General features: G+C 48.6%; 11 protein-coding genes and 2 pseudogenes. 10 read left to right on the forward strand and 3 right to left on the reverse strand.

Features of this window, described 5'->3' with window-relative positions; all coding sequences use genetic code 11:
- The first annotated feature begins 337 nt into the window (after window positions 1–337).
- From HMPREF2955_RS16135 to HMPREF2955_RS15630, 10 genes and pseudogenes are all read left to right on the forward strand, one after another.
- The gene (locus HMPREF2955_RS16135) at window positions 338–619 is read left to right on the forward strand and encodes a hypothetical protein (protein WP_168166860.1); all 282 of its coding nucleotides are present in this window, start codon (window positions 338–340) and stop codon (window positions 617–619) included.
- A 954-nt stretch (window positions 620–1573) separates the two neighbouring features.
- Window positions 1574–4384: a TonB-dependent receptor domain-containing protein gene (locus HMPREF2955_RS03515; protein WP_070721048.1), complete on the forward strand. Its 2811-nt coding sequence runs from the start codon at window positions 1574–1576 to the stop codon at window positions 4382–4384.
- Window positions 4385–4707: 323 nt separating this feature from the next.
- Window positions 4708–5964, forward strand: a complete 1257-nt coding sequence (locus HMPREF2955_RS03520; protein WP_070721051.1) for a hypothetical protein — start codon at window positions 4708–4710, stop codon at window positions 5962–5964.
- A gap of 870 nt (window positions 5965–6834) precedes the next feature.
- Window positions 6835–9930, forward strand: a complete 3096-nt coding sequence (locus tag HMPREF2955_RS03525; RefSeq protein WP_070721054.1) for a SusC/RagA family TonB-linked outer membrane protein — start codon at window positions 6835–6837, stop codon at window positions 9928–9930.
- A gap of 44 nt (window positions 9931–9974) precedes the next feature.
- Window positions 9975–11519 carry a SusD/RagB family nutrient-binding outer membrane lipoprotein gene (locus tag HMPREF2955_RS03530; RefSeq protein ID WP_070721056.1) on the forward strand — a complete coding sequence of 515 codons (1545 nt, stop codon included), beginning with the start codon at window positions 9975–9977 and terminating at the stop codon, window positions 11517–11519.
- Window positions 11520–11713: 194 nt separating this feature from the next.
- Window positions 11714–12817 carry a glycoside hydrolase family 18 gene (locus HMPREF2955_RS03535; RefSeq protein ID WP_139145467.1) on the forward strand — a complete coding sequence of 368 codons (1104 nt, stop codon included), beginning with the start codon at window positions 11714–11716 and terminating at the stop codon, window positions 12815–12817.
- Window positions 12818–12841: 24 nt separating this feature from the next.
- Window positions 12842–14005 carry a DUF1735 and LamG domain-containing protein gene (locus tag HMPREF2955_RS03540; RefSeq protein ID WP_070721059.1) on the forward strand — a complete coding sequence of 388 codons (1164 nt, stop codon included), beginning with the start codon at window positions 12842–12844 and terminating at the stop codon, window positions 14003–14005.
- A gap of 298 nt (window positions 14006–14303) precedes the next feature.
- The gene (locus HMPREF2955_RS03545; protein ID WP_070721061.1) at window positions 14304–15290 is read left to right on the forward strand and encodes a discoidin domain-containing protein; all 987 of its coding nucleotides are present in this window, start codon (window positions 14304–14306) and stop codon (window positions 15288–15290) included.
- A gap of 322 nt (window positions 15291–15612) precedes the next feature.
- On the forward strand, window positions 15613–17058 hold the full coding sequence (locus HMPREF2955_RS03550; protein ID WP_246830058.1) for a THUMP-like domain-containing protein: 1446 nt from the start codon (window positions 15613–15615) through the stop codon (window positions 17056–17058).
- A gap of 369 nt (window positions 17059–17427) precedes the next feature.
- Window positions 17428–17635 (forward strand): annotated as a pseudogene (locus HMPREF2955_RS15630) (IS4 family transposase); the annotation flags it as partial.
- 405 nt (window positions 17636–18040) lie between these two features.
- Here HMPREF2955_RS15630 and HMPREF2955_RS14935 read toward each other — a convergent pair.
- The 3 genes and pseudogenes from HMPREF2955_RS14935 to HMPREF2955_RS03565 form a co-directional block, all read right to left on the reverse strand.
- A pseudogene (locus HMPREF2955_RS14935) lies at window positions 18041–18791 on the reverse strand (carboxymuconolactone decarboxylase family protein).
- A gap of 265 nt (window positions 18792–19056) precedes the next feature.
- Window positions 19057–19629 carry a fibrobacter succinogenes major paralogous domain-containing protein gene (locus HMPREF2955_RS03560; RefSeq protein WP_139145468.1) on the reverse strand — a complete coding sequence of 191 codons (573 nt, stop codon included), beginning with the start codon at window positions 19627–19629 and terminating at the stop codon, window positions 19057–19059.
- Between the two features lie 31 nt (window positions 19630–19660).
- Window positions 19661–20278 (reverse strand): trypsin-like peptidase domain-containing protein, encoded by a 618-nt coding sequence (locus tag HMPREF2955_RS03565; RefSeq protein WP_019187762.1) that lies wholly within the window; start codon window positions 20276–20278, stop codon window positions 19661–19663.
- Window positions 20279–20783 lie beyond the last annotated feature (505 nt).

Raw genomic sequence — 20783 nt, forward strand, 5'->3', positions numbered from 1 at the left:
GGTGGTTTCTGTGTTTTCAGCAGGTGGTTTCTGTATTTCCAACAGATGGTCTCTGTGTTTCCAGCAGATGGTCTCTGTGTTTCCATGAAACCGTCTTCGTTAGTTGCGAACAGCATGCCCTACAACCGCTCGCACTGGTGTTCGTAAGCGTACGAGTTTTATGCGCCGTTGCCCATACACGCGTACACACCACAATCGCCCATGTCCAGTTTTCGGCAAGAAATTTAACACACTGACTGCCCTTTTTGCGCACCAACCGCCCGCCTCGCCGCAAAAAATCGATTCTCGCGAAGGTTGTTTTTGATGCAAAAAGGGCTTAGTTTTAAATGCCACCAAAATGTATTTTTATTTAAACGCACCGCAATTTGCACCAGTTTTTTGGGCTATTTGTAGCAAAATTCAGTGCAATATGCGGCAAAACGCAGTGCATTTTGGTGCAAAATACCAGGTAAAATGCCGCAAAACGCACTGCGCTTTGATGCTAAATGCAGTGCATTTTGGTGCTAAACGCAAAGCAAAATGCTGCAAAATAGAAAACGATAAGCATAAAAATACGCTGCAATGGTATAAACATAACCTTTTAGAACCACGAAAAACATGGCTAGAATGGGCAAAATAGCCCTCAAAATGTGGCATTTTGGGGGTAAAAAGCGCGTTTTTGGACCCGAAAAATGATGGGTTGGCAACCAAAATAGAAAGGCAAAATGGTGCAAAATACAGGTTGCATTCTCAAAAATAGACAAGAAGAAAGAGGTGAAGGGTTAAAAACAGTAGTGGTTTTCCTACTTTTAGGCCAATATTCTCGCTAGAACGGAGTGAAAAACAGCGTGCTTTTGTAAAGATTTAAGTCAACAAGTTTGTTTGTTGGCGAGTTGAGGAGTTGGTAAGCTGGCGGGCTTGTGGGTTGAGAAGTTGGTGAGGTTGTGAGTTGATGAGTTGGTGAGTTTTTAAGTTGGCAAGGTTGTGAGCTGGCGAGGTCGTGAGGTTGTGAGTTGAGAAGTTGGTGAGTAGGTGAGTTTTTAAGTTTGTGAGTTGATACGTTTGTGAATGGGTAAGTTTTTGAGTTGGTGAGTTGATGCGTTTGTGCGTTGATAGAGCCTGCATGCAACCAGACAAGAAACGATACGAATGCTTATAGCCAAAGGCTAGTTTTACACTCTTCGCGGCATGCCCAGATACAGGTAACGGCAGAAACAACTAGGGAGCGGAAACCTGATATGGCATGTGCTAAATAATCACCTTTATCTCGTTTTTAGCGTAGAGCTAGGCACATTTGGTTTACTTCTTGAAGGAGCATAGTGCACGATGAGACTGAAAGGGTAAGCCAAAGATGCCAAACAAAAGCAAAAAAGGCGGTGAAGAGCGGTACAAGGAACAACCAAAGAACCTTAGCGGCCATTTATTTGAACATGCCACACATCATGCTGCTGCGCTGCGCCTGCGCCCATCGCCAGCACCGCCCCCACACACCAGCGCGCACAGATAACGGCATTTACTAATTTCTAGGTATTGCCGGGAGTTAACAATTGTTTTAACTTTGCAGACGTTTTTAAAAATCATATTATTCGTATTCATGATAACTTTCAAAAGAGTTCTTTTGCTCTGTACCCTTTCAGCCGCATGCGGCGGGGCGTTTGCGCAAAAGGTGGCATCGGGCGTGGTGCTAGATGCCGAAACAAAAGAACCCCTCATTGGTGCCGTGGTGTGCACATCCAATGGACAGAAGGTGGTTTCCGACCTGAACGGAGAGTTTAACATCAGTGTAAATCCAGGCGAACGGCTCAGCGTTTCGTATGTTGGCTATGAAAACAAGCAACTGCCCATAGCCGACACTCAACAGCGAACGGTGGTGAAACTTAACCGCGGGCTAACCCTTCAAGAGGTGAACGTGGTGGCCAGTATTGCCAGTGCGCGCAACAAGAAGGCCGTGGGAGCCGACGTTGCCCACCTGGATGCCGCCAAACTGCTGGCCAAAGGGCAAGCCGCGAACCTGAGCGACCTGCTGGACGGTCGTGTTAGCGGCATGCAAATGTTTCAAAGCAACGGCAAGGTGGGCATGCCCATCCGCTTTAACATGCGCAGTGGGGCCACACTCAGCATGGACCGCGATCCCATCATCTACATCGACGGCGTGCGCTACAACAACTCGCACACGTCGGACATCAACACCTCGCAAGATGCACTGAGCGCACTGAACGACCTACCGATGGACGACATCGCATCGATAGACGTTATTAAAGGACCTGCCGCTGCGGCATCGTATGGTGCAGAAGCCGCCAACGGGGTTATCGTCATCACCACCAAACGCCAAAGCGGCTCCACACTTGAACGCGGAAAGCTTGCAGCAACAGCAAAAATATCGGTGGGATGGAGCAACAAGGCCAGGGAATACACCCAGTTTGTTAACAACACCGACATCAACAATTTCTTCGTTACTGGGCATAACGTCAGCGCATACGCCAGTTTCACAAAGAATTTCACCCCCGGCAACCAACTCTTTTTCTCGTTCAACGAAAGCCACAACGGCGGTATAGTGCCCGGAAACAAAGACGTACGCCACTCGCTGCGCGCCGCCTACGACATGAAACAAGGACCGTTTACGCTGAATTTCACCGTGGGATACGTCAACGGCGACATCAGCATACCGCAAACGGCACAAGGCAGAAATGATGCCATTTGGAACCTTATGCGTGCCCAAAAGCCGTGGGAATATGTTTCGGAACGCACCTGGCGCGCCATGAAGTGGAAATACGACAACGACCGACTAACCGCCGCCTTGCGCATGGCCTACGTTCTGCCCTACGACATTAAGTTGGAAACACAACTGGGCTTGGACCTCAACCACATCGACGGACTTTACACCCTGCCCTACGGCTACCTGCTGGGCACTAACGACGAGGGCGAGAAAAGCATCTCGAACCGCCGCAACCAAAACCTTACCTGGGACTGGAAAGCCAGTAGGCGGTTCGACCTTGGCCACAAGCTGCACCTAACAGGCACGCTGCTCTCGCAAATTGTGCAACGCCGCGAGACGATGGACAAGACCTCGGCCTCGATATTCCCCGCCGATGTAGACAACATTGCGGCAGCTGCCCAACGCTCGGTGCTGGAAACGAGTTTTGAACAACGCACGTGGGGACTTTATGGCGAGGCCTTTCTCAACTACGACAACCGCCTTTTCGTTAACGCTGGTCTGCGCCGCGATGCCTCAAACCTTATCGGCCGAAACGTGGCCAGCATCTATTACCCCTCGCTAAGCGTGGCTTACAACATGGAGAAGGCCAAACTACGCGCAGCCTATGGCGAGTCGGGCAGGCTGCCTTACCCCACCGATGCCTTCACTTACTACGAGGTGAAGGGCATGTCGGCCTATGGGCCGCTGCTTGTTCCTGGGAAGAAAGGCAACGACAACATCCGCCCCGAACGCATGCGCGAGATAGAGGCAGGGCTCGACTGGGCCCCGGCGCGCCACCAAATAGGCCTTACCGCCTACGCACAATTCACCACTGATGCCATCATCTATACGCCCCTACTGAGCAGCAACGGATGGGTGGGCGACGAACCGCACAACGTGGGCTGCGTTAATGGCTGGGGCGTGGAACTTAGCTGGAACTGGAAAGCCTGGCAAAACGCAGCCCGCACGGCCGACCTTAACCTCTTTGTAACGGCCAACTACCAAGGCAACCGCGTGATAGATACGGGCGGCGCAGACATCGAAAACCTGCCCAACGTGCTTAAAGAGGGGCAACCGGCCTACGCCTTCTATTATAAAGAGGTGACGGGGGCGCACTACGATGCCACAGGCAAATACCTTGGAGCGAAAGAAACCGACGAATATCACTATCTAGGCAAACCCTTCCCCGACTTCAACGGTGCCTTCGGGTTCGACCTCCGCCTGCTGTCTAACCTCACGCTTAGCACCAAATTCAACTGGGCCGTTGGGGCATCGGTCTACAACCAAAGTTTCTACAACGTGGCCGGACTGGGCGACAACCTTAAGAAACGCGAAGAACTACGCGCACAACTGGCTGCCGAAACGGTGGGGACGGATGCTTACCGCAACGTGGCCGAGAAACTGGCACGCACCGAACGCAACCGCGCCAACTACATCGAGAAGGCCGACTTCCTCAGGCTCTCGTCCATCTCGTTGGGCTACGATGCCAGTTCTTTTGCCAAGCGACTCACATCGGGCGTGCTGAAAGGTGCCCGACTGATGCTCACCGCCCAGAACCTGTTTCTTGTTACCAATTACAGCGGCATCGAACCGCAAGTTGAATCCAACGGCGGAACACGCCAAACACGCGGCATGGGCAGCCTTTCGCGCGACATCACTAATGCTCCCTCGGCCCGAACATTTACAGCAACGTTGGCGGTAGAATTTTAAGAAGCCTCACCCCCAGCCCCTCTCCAAGGGGAGAGGGGATGATGTGCTTAATGAGTCGACAAAGCCTCACCCCCTACCCCTCTCCAAAAGGAGAGGGGAGTGATTAGCTTTGTGAGTTGACAAGTTCGCGAGTTGACGAGATGACGAGTTAACAAGGTGAGTAGCCACTAGGCAACAAAAGCATACGGCTTAACTCCTTAACTCCATAACTCCATAACCCCTTAACTCCTTATTTCCTTACAGCAACCCTATTAATTAACAAGGCCATTCACTCCCCCACCCTTTGGAGAGGGGCTGGGGGTGGGGCCAATTTCAAAAAGACAATGAAATCAAGACATATATCAATAGCCATGTTGGCCGTGGCCACTGCCCTATCATCGTGCGACGGTTGGATAGACAATGCCAAGACACCCAACAACATGCTCACCACCGAACAGATAACAACACCGAGCATGTTGGCCACCATTCGCACAGAAAACATAAAAGACGGGGCGATGATTGCCAATGTAAAGACCTTGGCCGGTGTGGCAGCCTCGGCCGCCTTCCTTACATCGGGCGCAATGACAGACGAGGTTGAACCGACAGTCAAGCCCAATTTCCTTATCTATAAGCAGCTTAAAAGCGACGACGTTAAACCCAACAGCGATGTGGCCGACACATGGAACAATCTGCAAAACTTTCGTGCAAGAGCCGAAGAGGTGCTACAAGTGGAGGCGAAACTAAGCAACGACGGCACGGAAAACTTTGATGCCGTACGCGCATACGCCCGCTACACAGGACATCTGTACGCAGGTTTGGCCTATCAGCTGCTTGGAAAGATGTTCTCGAAAAGCACAGAGAGTGCCGAGGGCGTGCGCGTAAACAACCAAATGGTAGACAACGAAGAACTGCTAGACAAGGCCCAACAACACTATTCGCAGGCCTTGGACGAGGCTAAGGGCAAGCTCCTGGCCAATAAGAAGGGCGTGTTTGTGGCCGCAACAGCCGTTAAGCAGGTGCGCATGCTCATGGTGAAGCTTGCCATGCAAAGGCAACGATATGCAGAAGCCGCTGCCCTGTGGAACGATGCCTATGCCAACAACATGCAGGTGGATGTGGTTTACAACATCAACGGCAACGCCAACCCCTTGTATTCGGCCGTAGGACTGCCTGCGATTAATGTACAGGTGGATGCCTCGTTGGTGGCTTCGCTTAAAGGGACGGCAGAGCAAAAGGCCATCAACACGGCCATAAACAAGGATGGACACCGATACTTAACGTCGCTGGAAAAATACGCTCCACTGGTTATCATCGACGAAAAGGAGATGAAACTTATCCAAGCCGAACTCATTGTGAGGGGCTTGATGCAGGGCGATGCCGCGCAATGTGTTAATAAGGTGCTTGCCCTTTATTCCACAGGGCAGACAATAACCGCCGCGCCAACGCTTAAAGAGTTGGCACATCTTCGGCACGTGTTCCTCTTCTTACACGGTTGTCGCATCGACGACCTGCGCCGGGCAATGGTAGAAGGAGCGGCACAAGCCGCATGGAACGCCCGAAAGGTTAAGTACATACCCATGCCCGAGACAGAATACAAGTAACAGGCGCATTCTTTTTGCCGCAGACCCATTGAGGTTCGTTTACAATAGCCGCTATATGCAAAGCTTTTGTAAATGAACCTCAATGCTTTTTGGCAGAGCAAAAACCGAACTTCACTTCGCAAACCTATTACACGCAAAAGCATTGGCCTCAACACTTCTTTGCCATAATCAAGTTTGCACATATCTGCATTAGAAACCACCATCAGGCACTGATACCAACACGCATCTCACCCAACCAAACGCCATAATAAAAGTTAATTTATCGCTAAAAATTGTTTTATATCAAGGATAACTATAACTTTGCACTCGAAAAAAGGTAAAAGCATAGCTGAGAATGCCACTGCAACAACACTGCAAACAGCGTGTTCGTAGAAGGCAATAACTTTACTGACGGCCTAACCGCCCCCAATTTACTTAACAAATGAACTAAAAATAAGGTTAAGGCCACTATATATTAGGTCGAATTATCTGCTTAACATCTCTGCCGAAGGACTTTTCTACAAGCCTCAACGCAATTAATTCAATTTGGAACTCGTGTTTTCTAACATTAGGAACAAACAGCAAAACAAGACAGACCAGCTAGCACTGAGCCACACTACGTTGCTCGGCCAACTAGGTACACCCTAGCCTTTGCTGAAAGTAAGTAAGCTTCCACCCCGCAAATGGGGCGGGAGAAACACTTTGCGCCTACGCCAATAAAGCAGGGTGCAATGCCTTACACGCTTACACAAGGCAAGGCATAACCCAGTTTGCACTTGCGCATACGCATTGCGCAACAAATAGGCTACCGCTATTCGCACCCTAACCCAAAGGTGCTTGCCCCCACAACAAAGAAACATCAATTTTCAAAAGTCATTCAAAATAACATCTATGAACAAGGAAAGAATCCTATCAACGGCAGTCTTTCTTGTCGGCATCGGCACTGGCGTAATGGCCAGCAATGCCTATCCCAACAACAACGGGACGGCACTTGCCAAACAGCTGACAGAAAGGACTGGGGCCTCAACGCCCAACAATCTACAACAAAAGCACAACGAGGTGAAGGTTACGGGAACAGTGTTCGACAGCATGAACGAACCCGTTATCGGCGCCACCGTGCGCGTTAAGGGCGAACAAACAGCCACCGTTACCGACATCGACGGTAACTTTACGCTTAACGCCCATGCTGGCGCAACACTCGTTATTAGCTACTTGGGCCACCAGACACAAGAAGTGGCCGTGCCGGCGAATGGCAATGTAACGGTTACGTTGAAGTCGGAATCGCGACAAATAGACGAGGTTGTGGTTACGGCCTTGGGTATTCGCCGTTCTGAAAAGGCACTGAGCTACAACGTACAGAAGGTGGGAACAGACGAACTGACCACGGTGAAGAACACCAACTTCATGAACTCGCTCAACGGTAAGGTGGCCGGTATCAACATCAACGCCTCTTCGGCGGGCATGGGTGGTGCAACGCGCGTGGTGATGCGCGGTCCTAAGAGTATCTCGCAAAGCAACCAAGCACTGTATGTAATAGACGGTGTGCCAATTACCAACACCTCGCATGGCGAAACGGGCAGCATGTACTCGTCGCAACCCGGTTCGGAAGGCATTGCCGACATCAACCCCGAAGACATCGAAAGCATCTCGGTGCTTAGCGGTCCTGCCGCCGCGGCCCTTTATGGTTCGGCTGCCGCACAAGGCGTTGTGATGATTACCACCAAGAAAGGCAAGGAAGGCAAGGTTAGCGTTACCGTTAGCCACAGCACGCAGTTTGCAAACCCCTTCATCATGCCCGAGTTCCAAAACGAGTATGTTAACAAACCCGGAAGTGTTGCCAGCTGGGGCGAGAAAAGGCCGTCGGCGTATGGCAACTACGAGCCCAAGAACTTCTTCAACACGGGTACGAACATACAAAACAACGTGGCCCTTACCGCCGGCAACGACAAGAACCAAACTTACTTGTCGCTGGGTACTACCAATGCAGCCGGCATCTTGCCCAACAACAAGTACAACCGCTACAACTTGACGTTCAGAAACACAACGAACATGCTCGGCGACAAGCTGACACTAGACTTTGGACTGAACTACATTCTTGAAAACGACCGCAACCTTACCGCACAAGGACAATGGTTTAACCCCCTAACGGCCGTTTACCTATTCCCCCGCGGCGAAAGTTTCGATGCCGTTCGCACCTACGAGATATTCGACCCCAACCGCAATGTGTATGTACAGAACTGGAATTATGGCGACGCGCTGAAAATGCAAAACCCCTATTGGGTTACAAACCGCATGGTTCGCGAAAACCACCGCAGCCGTTACATGCTTAGCGGAAGCCTTAAATACAAGATTACCGACTGGCTAGACGTTACGGGAAGATTGCGCTGGGACGATGCTGCCGTTAAACAAGAAGACAAACGCTACGCTTCTACCATCGACCTCTTCGCACATTCGAAGTACGGGTACTACGGACATGCTAAGATTAACGACCAATCGCTATACGGCGACTTGATGGCTAATGTAAACAAGTCGTTCGAAAACTTCTCCATCGGTGCCAACGTGGGCGGTTCGTTCTCGCGAACAAAATACGATAACGAAGGCCATCAGGGTGGTTTGAAGGCACCATCGAACATCTTCACCCCCAACGCCATCGACTATTCGCTGGTTACAAACGACAACCGCCCCATCTACGACCTGCACAAACATGCCGTGAACTCGCTCTTTGCCAACGTTGAATTGGGATGGAAGAGCATGGTTTACCTAACCCTTACGGGACGTAACGACTGGGATTCGGCACTCGACGGCACCAGCAACGAGTCGTTCTTCTATCCCTCAGTGGGTATGTCGGGCGTTATTTCGCAAATGGTTAAGCTGCCTAAGTTTATCAATTACATGAAGGTTCGCGCCTCGTGGGCATCGGTAGGTAGTGCCATTTCGCCCAACATCACCTCGCGCTGGCGTTACGAATACGTTCCAGCATCGGGCACCTACCGCACCGTCACCTATCGTTTCCCCAAGACATTCTATCCTGAACGCACCGACTCGTGGGAGGCAGGTCTTACCGCACGCTTCCTTAACAATGCGCTTACGCTCGACCTTACGCTCTACCAAAGCAACACGCGCAAGCAAACCTTCCTGCGCGACGTAACGGCAGGAGGATACGATAAGGAGTATATCCAGCTGGGTAACGTGCGCAACAGGGGTATAGAACTGTCGCTTGGCTACAATCACCGCTTTGGCGACTTGGATTGGAACTCTTCGTTCACGTTCAGTTCAAACCAAAACAAGATTGTTAAGCTGTTCGACGACGACAGAGAAGTGTCGAAGAAGGGCGGACTGAGCGGTGCCGAAATCATCTTGAAAAAGGGCGGCACGATGGGCGACATCTACATGTCTACCGACTTCCTTCGCGACAACGAGGGCAACATCGCTACCGACAACACGGGTAGTGTGCTGCAACGTAACCTAGACAACCCCGAATACCGCGGCTCTGTATTGCCCAAAGCCAACATCGGTTTCTCTAACGAGTTCGCTTGGAAGGGTTTCAACTTCGGTTTCCTTATCACAGCTCGCTTTGGCGGCATCGTTCTATCGCAAACGCAAGCCATTCTCGACGCGTGGGGTGTTTCGAAAGCATCGGCAGACGCTCGCAACAACGGCGGCATCAACCTCAATGGCGGTAAGATTAGTGCCGAGAACTACTATCGCATCGTAGGTGGCGACAACCCCATTTGGAGCGAATACATTTACAGTGCAACCAATGCACGCGTACAAGAGGCGCATTTGGGCTACACGCTGCCCAAGAAGTGGCTCAAAGGCATGGAACTGTCGTTGGGACTAACTGCGAACAACCTCTTCTTCATTTACAACAAGGCACCATTCGACCCAGAAGCCGTTGCCTCGACAGGTACCTACTATCAGGGTTTCGACTACTTTATGCAGCCTAGCTTGCGCTCGTTGGGTTTCAACGTAAAACTGAAATTCTAACGCACAAGCATACATTTTATATATTCAACACAAAGAATACAACGATGAACAACAAACATATATTGAAGTCGATGGCCTTGGGAGCCCTGCTAGTAGGCGGCTTAGCCATGCAAACGGCTTGCACCGCCGGTTTCGAAGAGGCCAACCGCCCCGGCCATAAGGTATCGGCAGATGAGCTGGACCGCGACAACTACTCCACCAGTTCGTTCCTTACCCAATTGGTAAACGAGGCTTTCCCCGAACAAGAGAACACGTATCAGATGACCGAAGACCTCATCGGCAACTATCTGGGCCGCTATATGACTTATGCCAACAATGGTTTCAGCGACAAGAACTTCGCCCGTTTCAATGCGCCCAATGGCTGGGTGAGCTGGCCATTCAACAATTCACTGCCCAAAGCAACGTCGGCTTTCAAAGCCATCGCTGCCAAAACGGGTCGCGAAGGTGTGCTCTACGCCCAGGCATTGGTGCTCCGTGCACAGGTTTACCAACGCTATGTTGACATGTATGGCGCATTGCCCGTGGGCTTAGAGCAAGACGATGCCGCCTACTCTTCGCAAGAAGACGTATATAAGTTACTCGTTGCCAACCTAGACACGGCCGCATTGCTGCTCAAACCGTTCAACACTTCAACGGTAAACGAAGAGAACGACAAGGTTTATGAGGGCAAAGTGTCTAAATGGTATAAGTTGGCCAACTCCTTAAAGTTGAGAATGGCCATACGCATGCGCTATGCCGACCCTGCATTCGCCAAGAAAACGGGTGAGGCTGCCGTTGCTGCTGGCGTTATTACGAGCAACGACGACAATTGCGCCGTTACCTATGTACCCAACGGACAATATAAAACTTCTATTGAATGGGGCGACAGCCGCGCTTGTGCCGACTTGGAATGTTTCCTCACGGGTTATGCCGACCCACGCCTTAGAACGTACTTCAAACCTGCACAAAAGACATCGGGACGTGCCATCGTGGGCTGCCTGGCTGGTGCAAAGATTGAGAATAAGAAGAAGGCCGATGAGATTTATTCGGCTGCCAACGTGGCTCAGAACACTCGTGGCGTGTGGCTAACTGCCGCAGAAATGGCGTTTTGCCGCGCAGAAGGCGTGCTAGCCGGTTGGAGCGGCATGGGCGGAACGGCCAAAGACCTGTACGAAGAGGGCGTAAAACTGTCGTTCGAACAATGGGGAGCAGGCAGTGCTGCAAGCTATCTGGAAAACAGCACGGCCAAACAAGCCGACTATACTGATGCCGAAGGAGGTTTCGGACAATCGCAAGCTGCCGTTAGCACCATCACCATCAAATGGAACGACGGCGCAACAGCCGAGGAAAAGCTCGAACGACTGATGACACAAAAGTGGATTGCACTCTTCCCTGATGGGCAAGAGGCTTGGAGCGAGCTGCGCCGAACGGGCTATCCCAAAGTGTTCCCTGTGGCTCAAAGCACATCGGGATACAGCTTGAAGGTGCCCAACCGCATTCCTTTCGCCGTAGACGAACTTACTAAAAACCCCACCAACTATCGCAAAGCGGTGCAACTTATCGGCGGAAACGACGACTACGCAACGAAAATGTGGTGGCAAAAGAAGTAAAGGAATAAATGCTAAGGAGTAAAGGAGTGAAGGGATAAAGAGGAGTTATGGAGTTGCGCCAAACCGCGATACGGCTATGGCTAATGGCTTTTAAGCCCACCAACTCCACCTCTCCTCGTTAACAGGTAAACCTGTAAACTCCCCAACTAGTGAACTAGTAACTCGTTAACCCAACATTATAAAATTAGATTTCGATGAATATTAAGAATAAAACCCTGCTGTGGCTTGCGGCTGCTACGATGTCGCTCACGGCATGCAGCGACTGGACCGAGACGGAAATAAAGAACCCAACCGACTTGACCGCCACCAACAAAAGCGAAGCCTATTATGCCAAGCTGCGCGAATACAAGAACAGCGACCATCCCAAAGCATTCGGATGGTTTGGCAACTGGACTGGCGATGCAGCCATGCTCAACAACTCGCTCAAAGGTCTGCCAGACAGTGTAGACTTCGTTTCGCTCTGGGGAAACTGGCGAAACCTAAACGACAAACAAAAGAGAGACCTGCAATTTGTTCAGCAAGTAAAAGGAACGAAGGTGCTGATGTGCTTTATCGTAATGGACATTGGCGACCAAATGACGCCGCCTTTACCCGCAGACAAGGCCAAAGCTGGAACAACTTGGAAAGAATGGAGGAAGGAATTCTGGGGCTGGGGCGACTCGAATGAGTCGAGAATTGCAGCCGCCGAGAAGTATGCCAACGCCATTTGCGACAGCATTGACAAGTATGGATACGACGGATTCGACATCGATGCCGAACCTAACTTCGCACAACCTTTCGCTACCGACAAGGAGATGTGGACCGAACAAGGCGTGATGACGGCCTTCGTTCAAACACTAAGCAAGCGCATCGGCCCCAAGTCGGGTACCAATAAGATGCTCGTTGTTGACGGCGAGCCCGATGCGTTGCCCGAATCGCTGGGCGACCACTTCGACCACTTCATCCTACAAGCTTACAGCACCTACAGCGACGAACAGCTTAATAGCCGTTTGAGAACGCAAATTGAACACTTCAAGAATACACTCACCCCCGAACAGGTGGCAAAGAAAATCATCGTTTGCGAGAACTTTGAGAACTATGCCGCAAAAGGTGGCGTAGACTTCCGCACGAAACAGGGCAATATCTTACCCTCGCTCCTCGGCATGGCCTACTGGCAACCCACCTATAACGGACAAACCTACCAAAAAGGTGGTGTGGGTTCGTACCACATGGAGTACGAATACGGACAGTCTTCGGCGCAAACCACCTATCCATGGTTGCGCAAGGCCATACAGATTATGAACCCTTCTTTGAAGTAAACAACACTTAACCATTACGCAAGAATGAAAAGATACAGCATAACCATTAAGGCTGCTGCAATGGCCATTGCAGCCCTTTCGTTGGCCGCATGCAACAATGCCGAATATAGCGAGCTTACCAATCAGGCCTATTTCGAGCAAACGCGCACCAACGCCAACACATCTATGAAGATTACGGTGGGCGAAGACAACGTGCAACAGAACTTCTACGTTAGGCTATCATCGCCTGCCGAGCAAGCCAGCACTTTCGAAGTGTCGGTAGACGAGGCTGCCCTGAACGAGTATAACGCACGCAATGCCACCCACTACGTGGCCTTGCCCGCTAGCGAATACGAGCTTACCAACACCGAAACCACGGTTAACGCTGGCGGCGTAAGCTCTACGCCTGTGCAACTTACGGTGAAACCGCTATCCAACGAGGTGAAAAACTCGGGTAAGAAGTATGCCGTGCCCTTAAAGTTGAAAAGCAAAAACGGCGTGAACGACGTGCTCGAACCTGGCAGTAAGCTTGTGTGCATCATCGATCAAGTTGTTCGTCAAGACGTTCCCGTCATCAATTCGGCCGCACGCATCACCTTCAACATGCGCCAAGAGTACGCACTAACGGCATGGACGGTAGAAATGAACGTTAACATCGACAGGCTTGGCAAGGCCATCGGCGAACTGAACAACCAGATGCTCTTCGGTGCATGGGCACCTTCGGGCAAGGACGGCGAGATATACACGCGTTTCGGAGATGCACCCATCGAAGGAAACCGCCTGCAAATCAAAACCCAGGGTTCGCAACTTAACAGCCACCAACTCTTCGAGGCTGGCAAGTGGTACCACCTGGCCTTTGTTTGCGAAGGCACAAAGCTGTCGCTCTACGTTAACGGTAAGCTCGATTCTTCGATGGATTTGCCCGGAAAGGTTGTCAACTTAGGCAACACCATGCTCTTTGGAGCTACCGATTACCTCAAAGCTAACGTGCAAGTGAGCGAGCTACGTTTCTGGACTAAGGCTCGTACGCAAAACGAAGTGGCCAACGACATGTACGTTTGCGACCCTGCAAGCGATGGCCTTGAGGCCTACTGGAAGATGAATGAAGGCAGTGGCGATACCTTTAAGGATGCCACAGGCCACGGAAACAACGGCAAGGCTGCTACACTTCCCACATGGAATGCCAACGTGCGCATCGACGGCAAATAACTAATCGTATAAGGCAGGTTCTAAAAATTACCTTTACTGTATTTTAGTTTTTAGCTGAGCAGGTTTTGCTTACTTCTTGAAGGAGCACAGTGAACTATGCAACTGAAAGAGTAAGCGAAAGATCCCAGGATAAAAGCAAAAAGACAGCAAAGAGCAAAACAAGGAACAACAATTGAACCTTTGCGGGGAATTTTTAGAACATGCCATAAGCCCAACCTGCCCCAAGGCCGACAAAGCCTTGGGGACAAGGTGAGCAAATACTTTCCAAACCAAACACATTCAGACGAAGATTATCAATATGAAATCAATCTTAAAGATAACATTGCCGGCCCTCGTGGGGCTTGCCACATTGTTTACTGCCTGCCAAAGCGAACCCGAAGTGGGCACTAAACTCTACAATAAGGGCGAAACAAGCAACTTGCCTAAGCTATACATACACGACTTGGGCAACCAAGGCAACAAGGGTGCGCTGGAAGTTGTAAACGCCAATGGCGAACTTATCGCTAAAAAAGACACCGTTAAATTTTATGTACGCCTCTCTTCTCCACTCGACCACGACCTAGAAGTGAGCGTTGCCGAGAATCCTTCTGCCACCAAGCAGGCTGGTGCTACGGCTCTGGAAAAGGGCGCAGTTAATATTCTCACGCCTACGGTTACCATTGCTAAGGGCGCTACCGTATCGGCAGAACCCATAAAGGTGGTTGCACAATTGGGCAACGCACTCGACACGCTGATGTCTACCCGCACAAACGGCGCAGTTACGCTTACACTAAACCCTGCACAAGGTGTAGATGTGGCCAGCAACTACGGCAATATGAACATCACCGTTAACTATAAGGAAAGCAATATTGTTGATAATGGCAACACCGATGGGCTTACGGCTATGGACCTCGGCGACTACTTAGTATACGACGACCAGAACAATAAGCTTGAGAAACTATACGACGGCAACCTGTCAACCGTGTGGTTTAAGCCTTCCAACGAAGGGCCATTTACTTTCGTCATCACAGTGTCTGAAAACACCAAAGTTACTGCTCTCTCACTCGTTCCTAGCGCAAGATACGTCAACTGGGTGGCTAAGAGTATGACTGTTGAGACCAGTGAGGACTGGAACACATGGACGAACCAAGGCGAGATTACGAGAACAGACAACAGCATCAGCAACGGAGAACCTTTCGTTGTTCGCTTTACCAAGCCCGTTAAATGTAACTACATAAGGCTCTCCAACGTACGTTCAGCCTCATCAAGATACCTTGTTATCGGCGAAATGAAGTTCTACAAGTAAAGCCTGTGGCGTTAAGGCCAACAGCATTTCGCACCCGTACGCCCTCCGTGGCACATACGTCGGCAATGCTTAAAAGCCCTCGCGCCGCGCTACTAACACCATAACCAACGCCCCCATTGGCCTTCATACGCCTTTGGGGGCGTTTCTGTGTCCTATGCCGAGAACGCTGACTTGCGTGCAATCTATCCCTTCCACATAATAAACAGCACCTTTTCGCGTTTTCAAAGAACTTTGAACTGGTTTTCAAAGATACTTAGACTTGGTTTTCAAAGAAACTTTGGTTTGGCAAACATAGGCTCGCATCAGCCATCCCAAACGGCAAATGGCAGTGCCTTTGCCCACACAACTGCTCTTCACAAGCCCACCAATCCCCCACTCCATAACGCCCCACAACAACATGTACACCAACGACGATACGCTACACTTCATAGCAGCACATAGAAACGACAACGTGCCACAGCTGGCTCTTGCCGCCCATAACGCCCCAAACGTGGACCTGCCCTTTGCACTCGACCAAATTGCAGGCTGGCAAACGGCTTGCCGAAAGCTGCCCTCGTGGGCCCAGAACCCCAACATTGTTTACCCGCCACATCTTTCTATGGAGCAATGCTCGTCGCAAACCACGGCCGAATACAAGGCCAACGTGGCGTGGCAGTACGTAAACGCCATGCAACAAGCCACACCTAACAACTGCGAAAGGGGGAAAGGAAATGGCGATAAAAAACAACTAGCCGAATGCGAACACACTTCGTTAGTAGACCTTACTGGGGGATTCGGCGTAGATTTCTGCTTTATGGCCGCACATTTCGCCCAAGCCACCTACGTAGAACGTCAATTCCAGCTTTGCCAATTGGTGCAAAACAACCTCAATGCCCTTAACATGGGGCATGCCAAGGTGGTGTATGCCGAGGCCGAAAGCCACCTCGAAACAATGGAAAGGGTGTCGTGCATCTACCTAGACCCTGCACGTAGGGATAAGAATGGGGGCAAAACGGTGCTTATCGAGCACTGTTCGCCCGATATTCTCCAACTTTTACCCATGCTCTTATCCAAATGTGGCTTGCTCATGGTTAAACTCTCGCCCATGTTGCATTGGCAACTGGCCATTGCGCAGCTGCAAAAACATGGCGCATGGGTAAGCCAACTGCACATCGTGTCTGCTAAAAACGAGTGCAAAGAGTTGCTCTTCCTCATCACCGATGGGCAAAACAAGGAACAATCTGCAAGCCCGTCTGCTGTGCAAAGCGAACAATTGCACCCCACCCCACTAGAAAACCCTGTCCCACAACAAGCCACAGATGCCGCCGACAGCACCCACATTACATGCCATAACGATGGCCACAGCTTTCAATACAGCCTTGCCGAGGCCGATGCAACCCCACAAACCATCTTGCAAACGCCACCGCAAGCAGGCATGTACCTTTTCGAACCCAACGCCTCCATCATGAAAGCAGGCTGTTTTGGCCTACTATGCAGCAGACTAGGGGTACAAGCCATTGCCCCCAACTCGCATCTCTTTGTGGCCAACAACGACATACCCACCTTCCCTGGCCGACGATTTAAGCTCGTTGCAGCCACCTCGTTTAACAAGCACGACCTAAAAACAGCCTTGCAAGGCATCGGCCAGGCCAACATCGCCACACGCAACTTCCCCCTTAAACCCGATGCCCTACGCAAGAAACTAAAACTAAAAGACGGCGGCGAACACTTCCTTTTCGCCACAACCGATACCCAAGGCAAGCATTGGCTGCTGGTGGCTAAGGGCTAAACGGCCTACAAATGCACCTGCTTAGCCACACTTTACAGGCCTATTGTTGTCATACGCCCCCTATCAGTAAGCACCACGCAGCAACTTAACCAGAAACAAGCAACAACAAATTGCTTGTAAGAACAATATATTGAGGTTTTAACGCTTACTTAAAATACTTCTCTGCTGTTGCTTTCGGCTGTTCAACCGTAAGCTGGGCTAAGCAAACCCTTTCTATCATAGTGCTTAATAACTTTACCATACGCGCCAATTACTTACTAAAGTTTCCCACCCAAATAAATAGATAGAAAAATAACAGTTTGTCGAATTTTCTTTGTAAATTAGTAATCGCAAAACAACTGATTTCAAAGACAAAACAACAAAACTGTTATGGAAGCAAAAATAGAGAAAATAAGTGAGTTATCCAAACTTTTGAGTGTTAAAACTCGAATGAGTGATGAATTTGTTTCATCTTTTTGGCAAGTTTGGCATCGGTCACCTGTTATCTCGCCTGTCATTGGAGAAACAGGACTGCCATAAGGTACAGCAACCCGCAACTTCCATAACACCGATATTCCTGTTTGGAGGTACACACCATTGATTTATTCCTAATCTTTTTCTTTCACCGATATTATCCTACTACATTACTACAATAAGGGGTAATACGGAGAAAGGATTAGGATGTAGTCAGAGGCAGCGGATAGAAATCACTACTTCTTGACTACATTCTACATTAGTCAGTTCAAAATGCATGATTGTAGGCTAATAACTCGCGAAATGAACTTTCTATAGGCAGGTTCTAAAAATTACCTTTACTGTATTTTTAGCTTTTAGCTGAGCAGGTTTTGCTTACTTCTTGAAGGAGCACAGTGAACTATGCAACTGAAAGAGTAAGCGAAAGATCCCAGGATAAAAGCAAAAAGACAGCAAAGAGCAAAACAAGGAACAACAATTGAACCTTTGCGGGGAATTTTTAGAACATGCCTATAGGGAAAGCAATGCCTTATTTGAGTTTGTCGTAGATGTCATCAGTGACAGGTTCCAACCATTCGTTCGATGAGCTATCCTCAACGTGAGTATTGTAAGTCAGGTGCTGCATCCAACTGTCTCTGGCGGCTCCGTGCCAGTGTTTGGTTTCGGCAGGGATGGCAATGACAACACCGGGGCAAAGCTCTACCGGTGCCTTGCCCCACTCTTGGTACCAGCCACGGCCGGCAACGCAGATGAGCACCTGAACGGCTTTGTGATGAATGTGCCAGTTGTTGCGGCAACGGGGTTCAAACGTTACATTTACCACGCCCCCCCTTGTCAGCCTCCATCGGAGCGAGATAACTCAGCCCTATGAAGTATTTGGCATAGCCCGTATTAGGCTCGCCAATGGGATAGGGTGTGCTTGCCTGAAATTCTTCTTTGGTCTGTATGTCTGAAGTCCACACCTCCTTGGCCATGTTGAACACCGCCCATGCCTTAGGCCAGCCTACATAGAAAGCGGCGTGAGTGATCATCTCCGAAAATTCCTGTCGGGTCACGCCATTGGCTTTGGCCGTATTCAGGTGATATTTGAGCGATGAGTCGGTGATGCCTTGCGCCACGAGTGAGAGAATTGTGGTAAGCGAGCGGTTATGCAGGCTCATCTCTTCCTGACGGTTCCACACTTCACCGAAAAGAATGTCATCGTTGAGATGAGCAAATTCCGGTGCGAATTCTCCGAGGGCGGTACGTCCTGCGGACTGCTTGATTTCTTTCCTTTCCATCTTTGTCTGTTCGTTTGCGATTGTACGTTGTCAAACAAAAGTGCACAACTGCAAATGTAGTTATTTACTCTTACATTTCATTGTTTTATTATCAAAAATTCTTTTATTGATTGAATTTTGCTTTATTATTTCTCTTATCTTTTTGATTTACTCCCCTTGCCCTAAATATACGTCTCTAGGTGTAAGATGGTGTGTGTGGGTGTTCTATAACTGTGACACAAAAGTGTACAACGTACAACATAAAGTTGTCCCTATTGCATACTTATCACTTGAAAACTGGGCGAATAGAGTAACCATAATATCTAAGCCCATGGTCAAAGACATTTATTACATTAGAATCAAATGCGATAGACCAAGCTCTGTTTGAAACAACCATATTGGGAGACGCAGTCCAATATCCCCCACTGTCACCCATCATTAGTTTGTTACTACTTTGAAGATATCCTGCTGCTGGAAGAAAAATCTTAGCTCCATTTATTTTGCTAATTCCCAATCTTCCATTTATTTCAGTATTTCCATAATTGGGTACCCACTCCCAATTACAGTTGTCTATTAACTCTTGGGCCTGTTCGCCAGAAGGTACTCTCCATCCTTCACCCAAATTATAGGTAGCAGCATCATAATTATCTGCCAACACGTTTCTTATATTAATATAGTCTTCCATTTTTAAGGAATAAATGTCTAAGTCGTAAGTCTCACAAGTTCTTCCGACATAATTGTTTTTTGCAGAGGTATCACCCCAAGCAAAATAATCTCCATATTCAGTGGGCTTTTCTGCTCCAATGTTACAAGCCGCCCATTTTGTCCCAGAAGGGAGTTTAAGATCAATTAATTCCATTTTGTTTATTATTTTAAATTCTTTTGAGTTTTTATGTTGCCTTTGCATTATCAATAAGAGTCATAACAGCATTTATCTTTAAGAATGAGCATATTATATCCTCATCTTTAAGATTAAATACTTGCTTTTCTTCTTCACTCAAACTCTTTTGTTTTATAAGTTCCTTAACAACTTCACCTCCATGCATAATGCCAATAACATGCTTATCCTTTATCAGCGGACTTCCACTGCTTCCCTCATGTCGATAGCATTTACAATGGAAATAATTGCCTTCCACTTCACCAAGAGCATATGCAGATTCTATATCAATTTCATATTCTTCATTATCATTGTTCCCTTCTTTTTTATGTAAGCAATAGCTTTCTAAAACATCCTCTTTTTCTGGCGTATAATCTAATATAGAAAAACCACCTTTAATATTGTTGAATTTAAAAAAGGCTAAATCAATAAAGTTAGGGTCATTATCTCTACCTCTCCCAACATATACTGGGACTACTTTATCGAATTCTACTTTTTCCCCGTCTATTATTACATAAGCATTGTCATTTTCTCTTAAAATATGAACAGCGGTGATAAAATAGTCATTCGCTAGAAATCCATGACCAACTTGTTTTTCACCTCTTATTATAGGATATATATATTGTTTCATGCTGTACGTTGTCAAATAAAAGTGCACAAGTGCAAATATAGTTATTTATTTTGAAATTTTATAGTTTTATTATTAAAAAACCTTTTGTTAACTGAATTTTTCTTTATTAGGTCTCGTATTTTCTTGATTTTCTCCCCTTGCCCTAAATATATGTCTCTAGGTGTAAGATTATCTAACGATTCATGAAATATTTTCTCATTATAATATTTCAATCCATCGACAGCCTTTTCCTATTCAGAGGGACAGAAATAATGATTTAGCTTAATTGCATTTTCATCGATCTGTGATATCGTTCTATCTTTCCTTGCGTCTGCGGATGCAAGGGTTTGCCATGGATATGCCTGATATTATATTCCTTACAGAGATACTGTTTGAGAGAGGAAGTAATATAACATGGTCCATTATCTGATAACAGACAAGGAGAATTCTTTTTTGTTGTCATAGTGCAAATATACTATTTATTAATAATTATAACTAAAGTTTCCCACCCTAATAAACAGATAGA

Source organism: Prevotella sp. HMSC073D09, from assembly GCF_001814145.1.
GTDB classification, from domain to species: Bacteria; Bacteroidota; Bacteroidia; order Bacteroidales; family Bacteroidaceae; genus Prevotella; species Prevotella conceptionensis.

Excerpts from the sequence above, each read along its gene's own strand:
- HMPREF2955_RS03530 (WP_070721056.1), top strand. The coding sequence starts at position 9,975 with ATGAACAACAAACATATATTGAAGTCGATGGCCTTGGGAGCCCTGCTA.
- HMPREF2955_RS16135 (WP_168166860.1), top strand. The coding sequence starts at position 338 with ATGTATTTTTATTTAAACGCACCGCAATTTGCACCAGTTTTTTGGGCT.
- HMPREF2955_RS03545 (WP_070721061.1), top strand. The coding sequence starts at position 14,304 with ATGAAATCAATCTTAAAGATAACATTGCCGGCCCTCGTGGGGCTTGCC.
- HMPREF2955_RS03535 (WP_139145467.1), top strand. The coding sequence starts at position 11,714 with ATGAATATTAAGAATAAAACCCTGCTGTGGCTTGCGGCTGCTACGATG.
- HMPREF2955_RS03550 (WP_246830058.1), top strand. The coding sequence starts at position 15,613 with ATGGCAGTGCCTTTGCCCACACAACTGCTCTTCACAAGCCCACCAATC.
- HMPREF2955_RS03540 (WP_070721059.1), top strand. The coding sequence starts at position 12,842 with ATGAAAAGATACAGCATAACCATTAAGGCTGCTGCAATGGCCATTGCA.
- HMPREF2955_RS03560 (WP_139145468.1), bottom strand. The coding sequence starts at position 19,629 with ATGGAATTAATTGATCTTAAACTCCCTTCTGGGACAAAATGGGCGGCT.
- HMPREF2955_RS03520 (WP_070721051.1), top strand. The coding sequence starts at position 4,708 with ATGAAATCAAGACATATATCAATAGCCATGTTGGCCGTGGCCACTGCC.
- HMPREF2955_RS03565 (WP_019187762.1), bottom strand. The coding sequence starts at position 20,278 with ATGAAACAATATATATATCCTATAATAAGAGGTGAAAAACAAGTTGGT.
- HMPREF2955_RS03515 (WP_070721048.1), top strand. The coding sequence starts at position 1,574 with ATGATAACTTTCAAAAGAGTTCTTTTGCTCTGTACCCTTTCAGCCGCA.
- HMPREF2955_RS03525 (WP_070721054.1), top strand. The coding sequence starts at position 6,835 with ATGAACAAGGAAAGAATCCTATCAACGGCAGTCTTTCTTGTCGGCATC.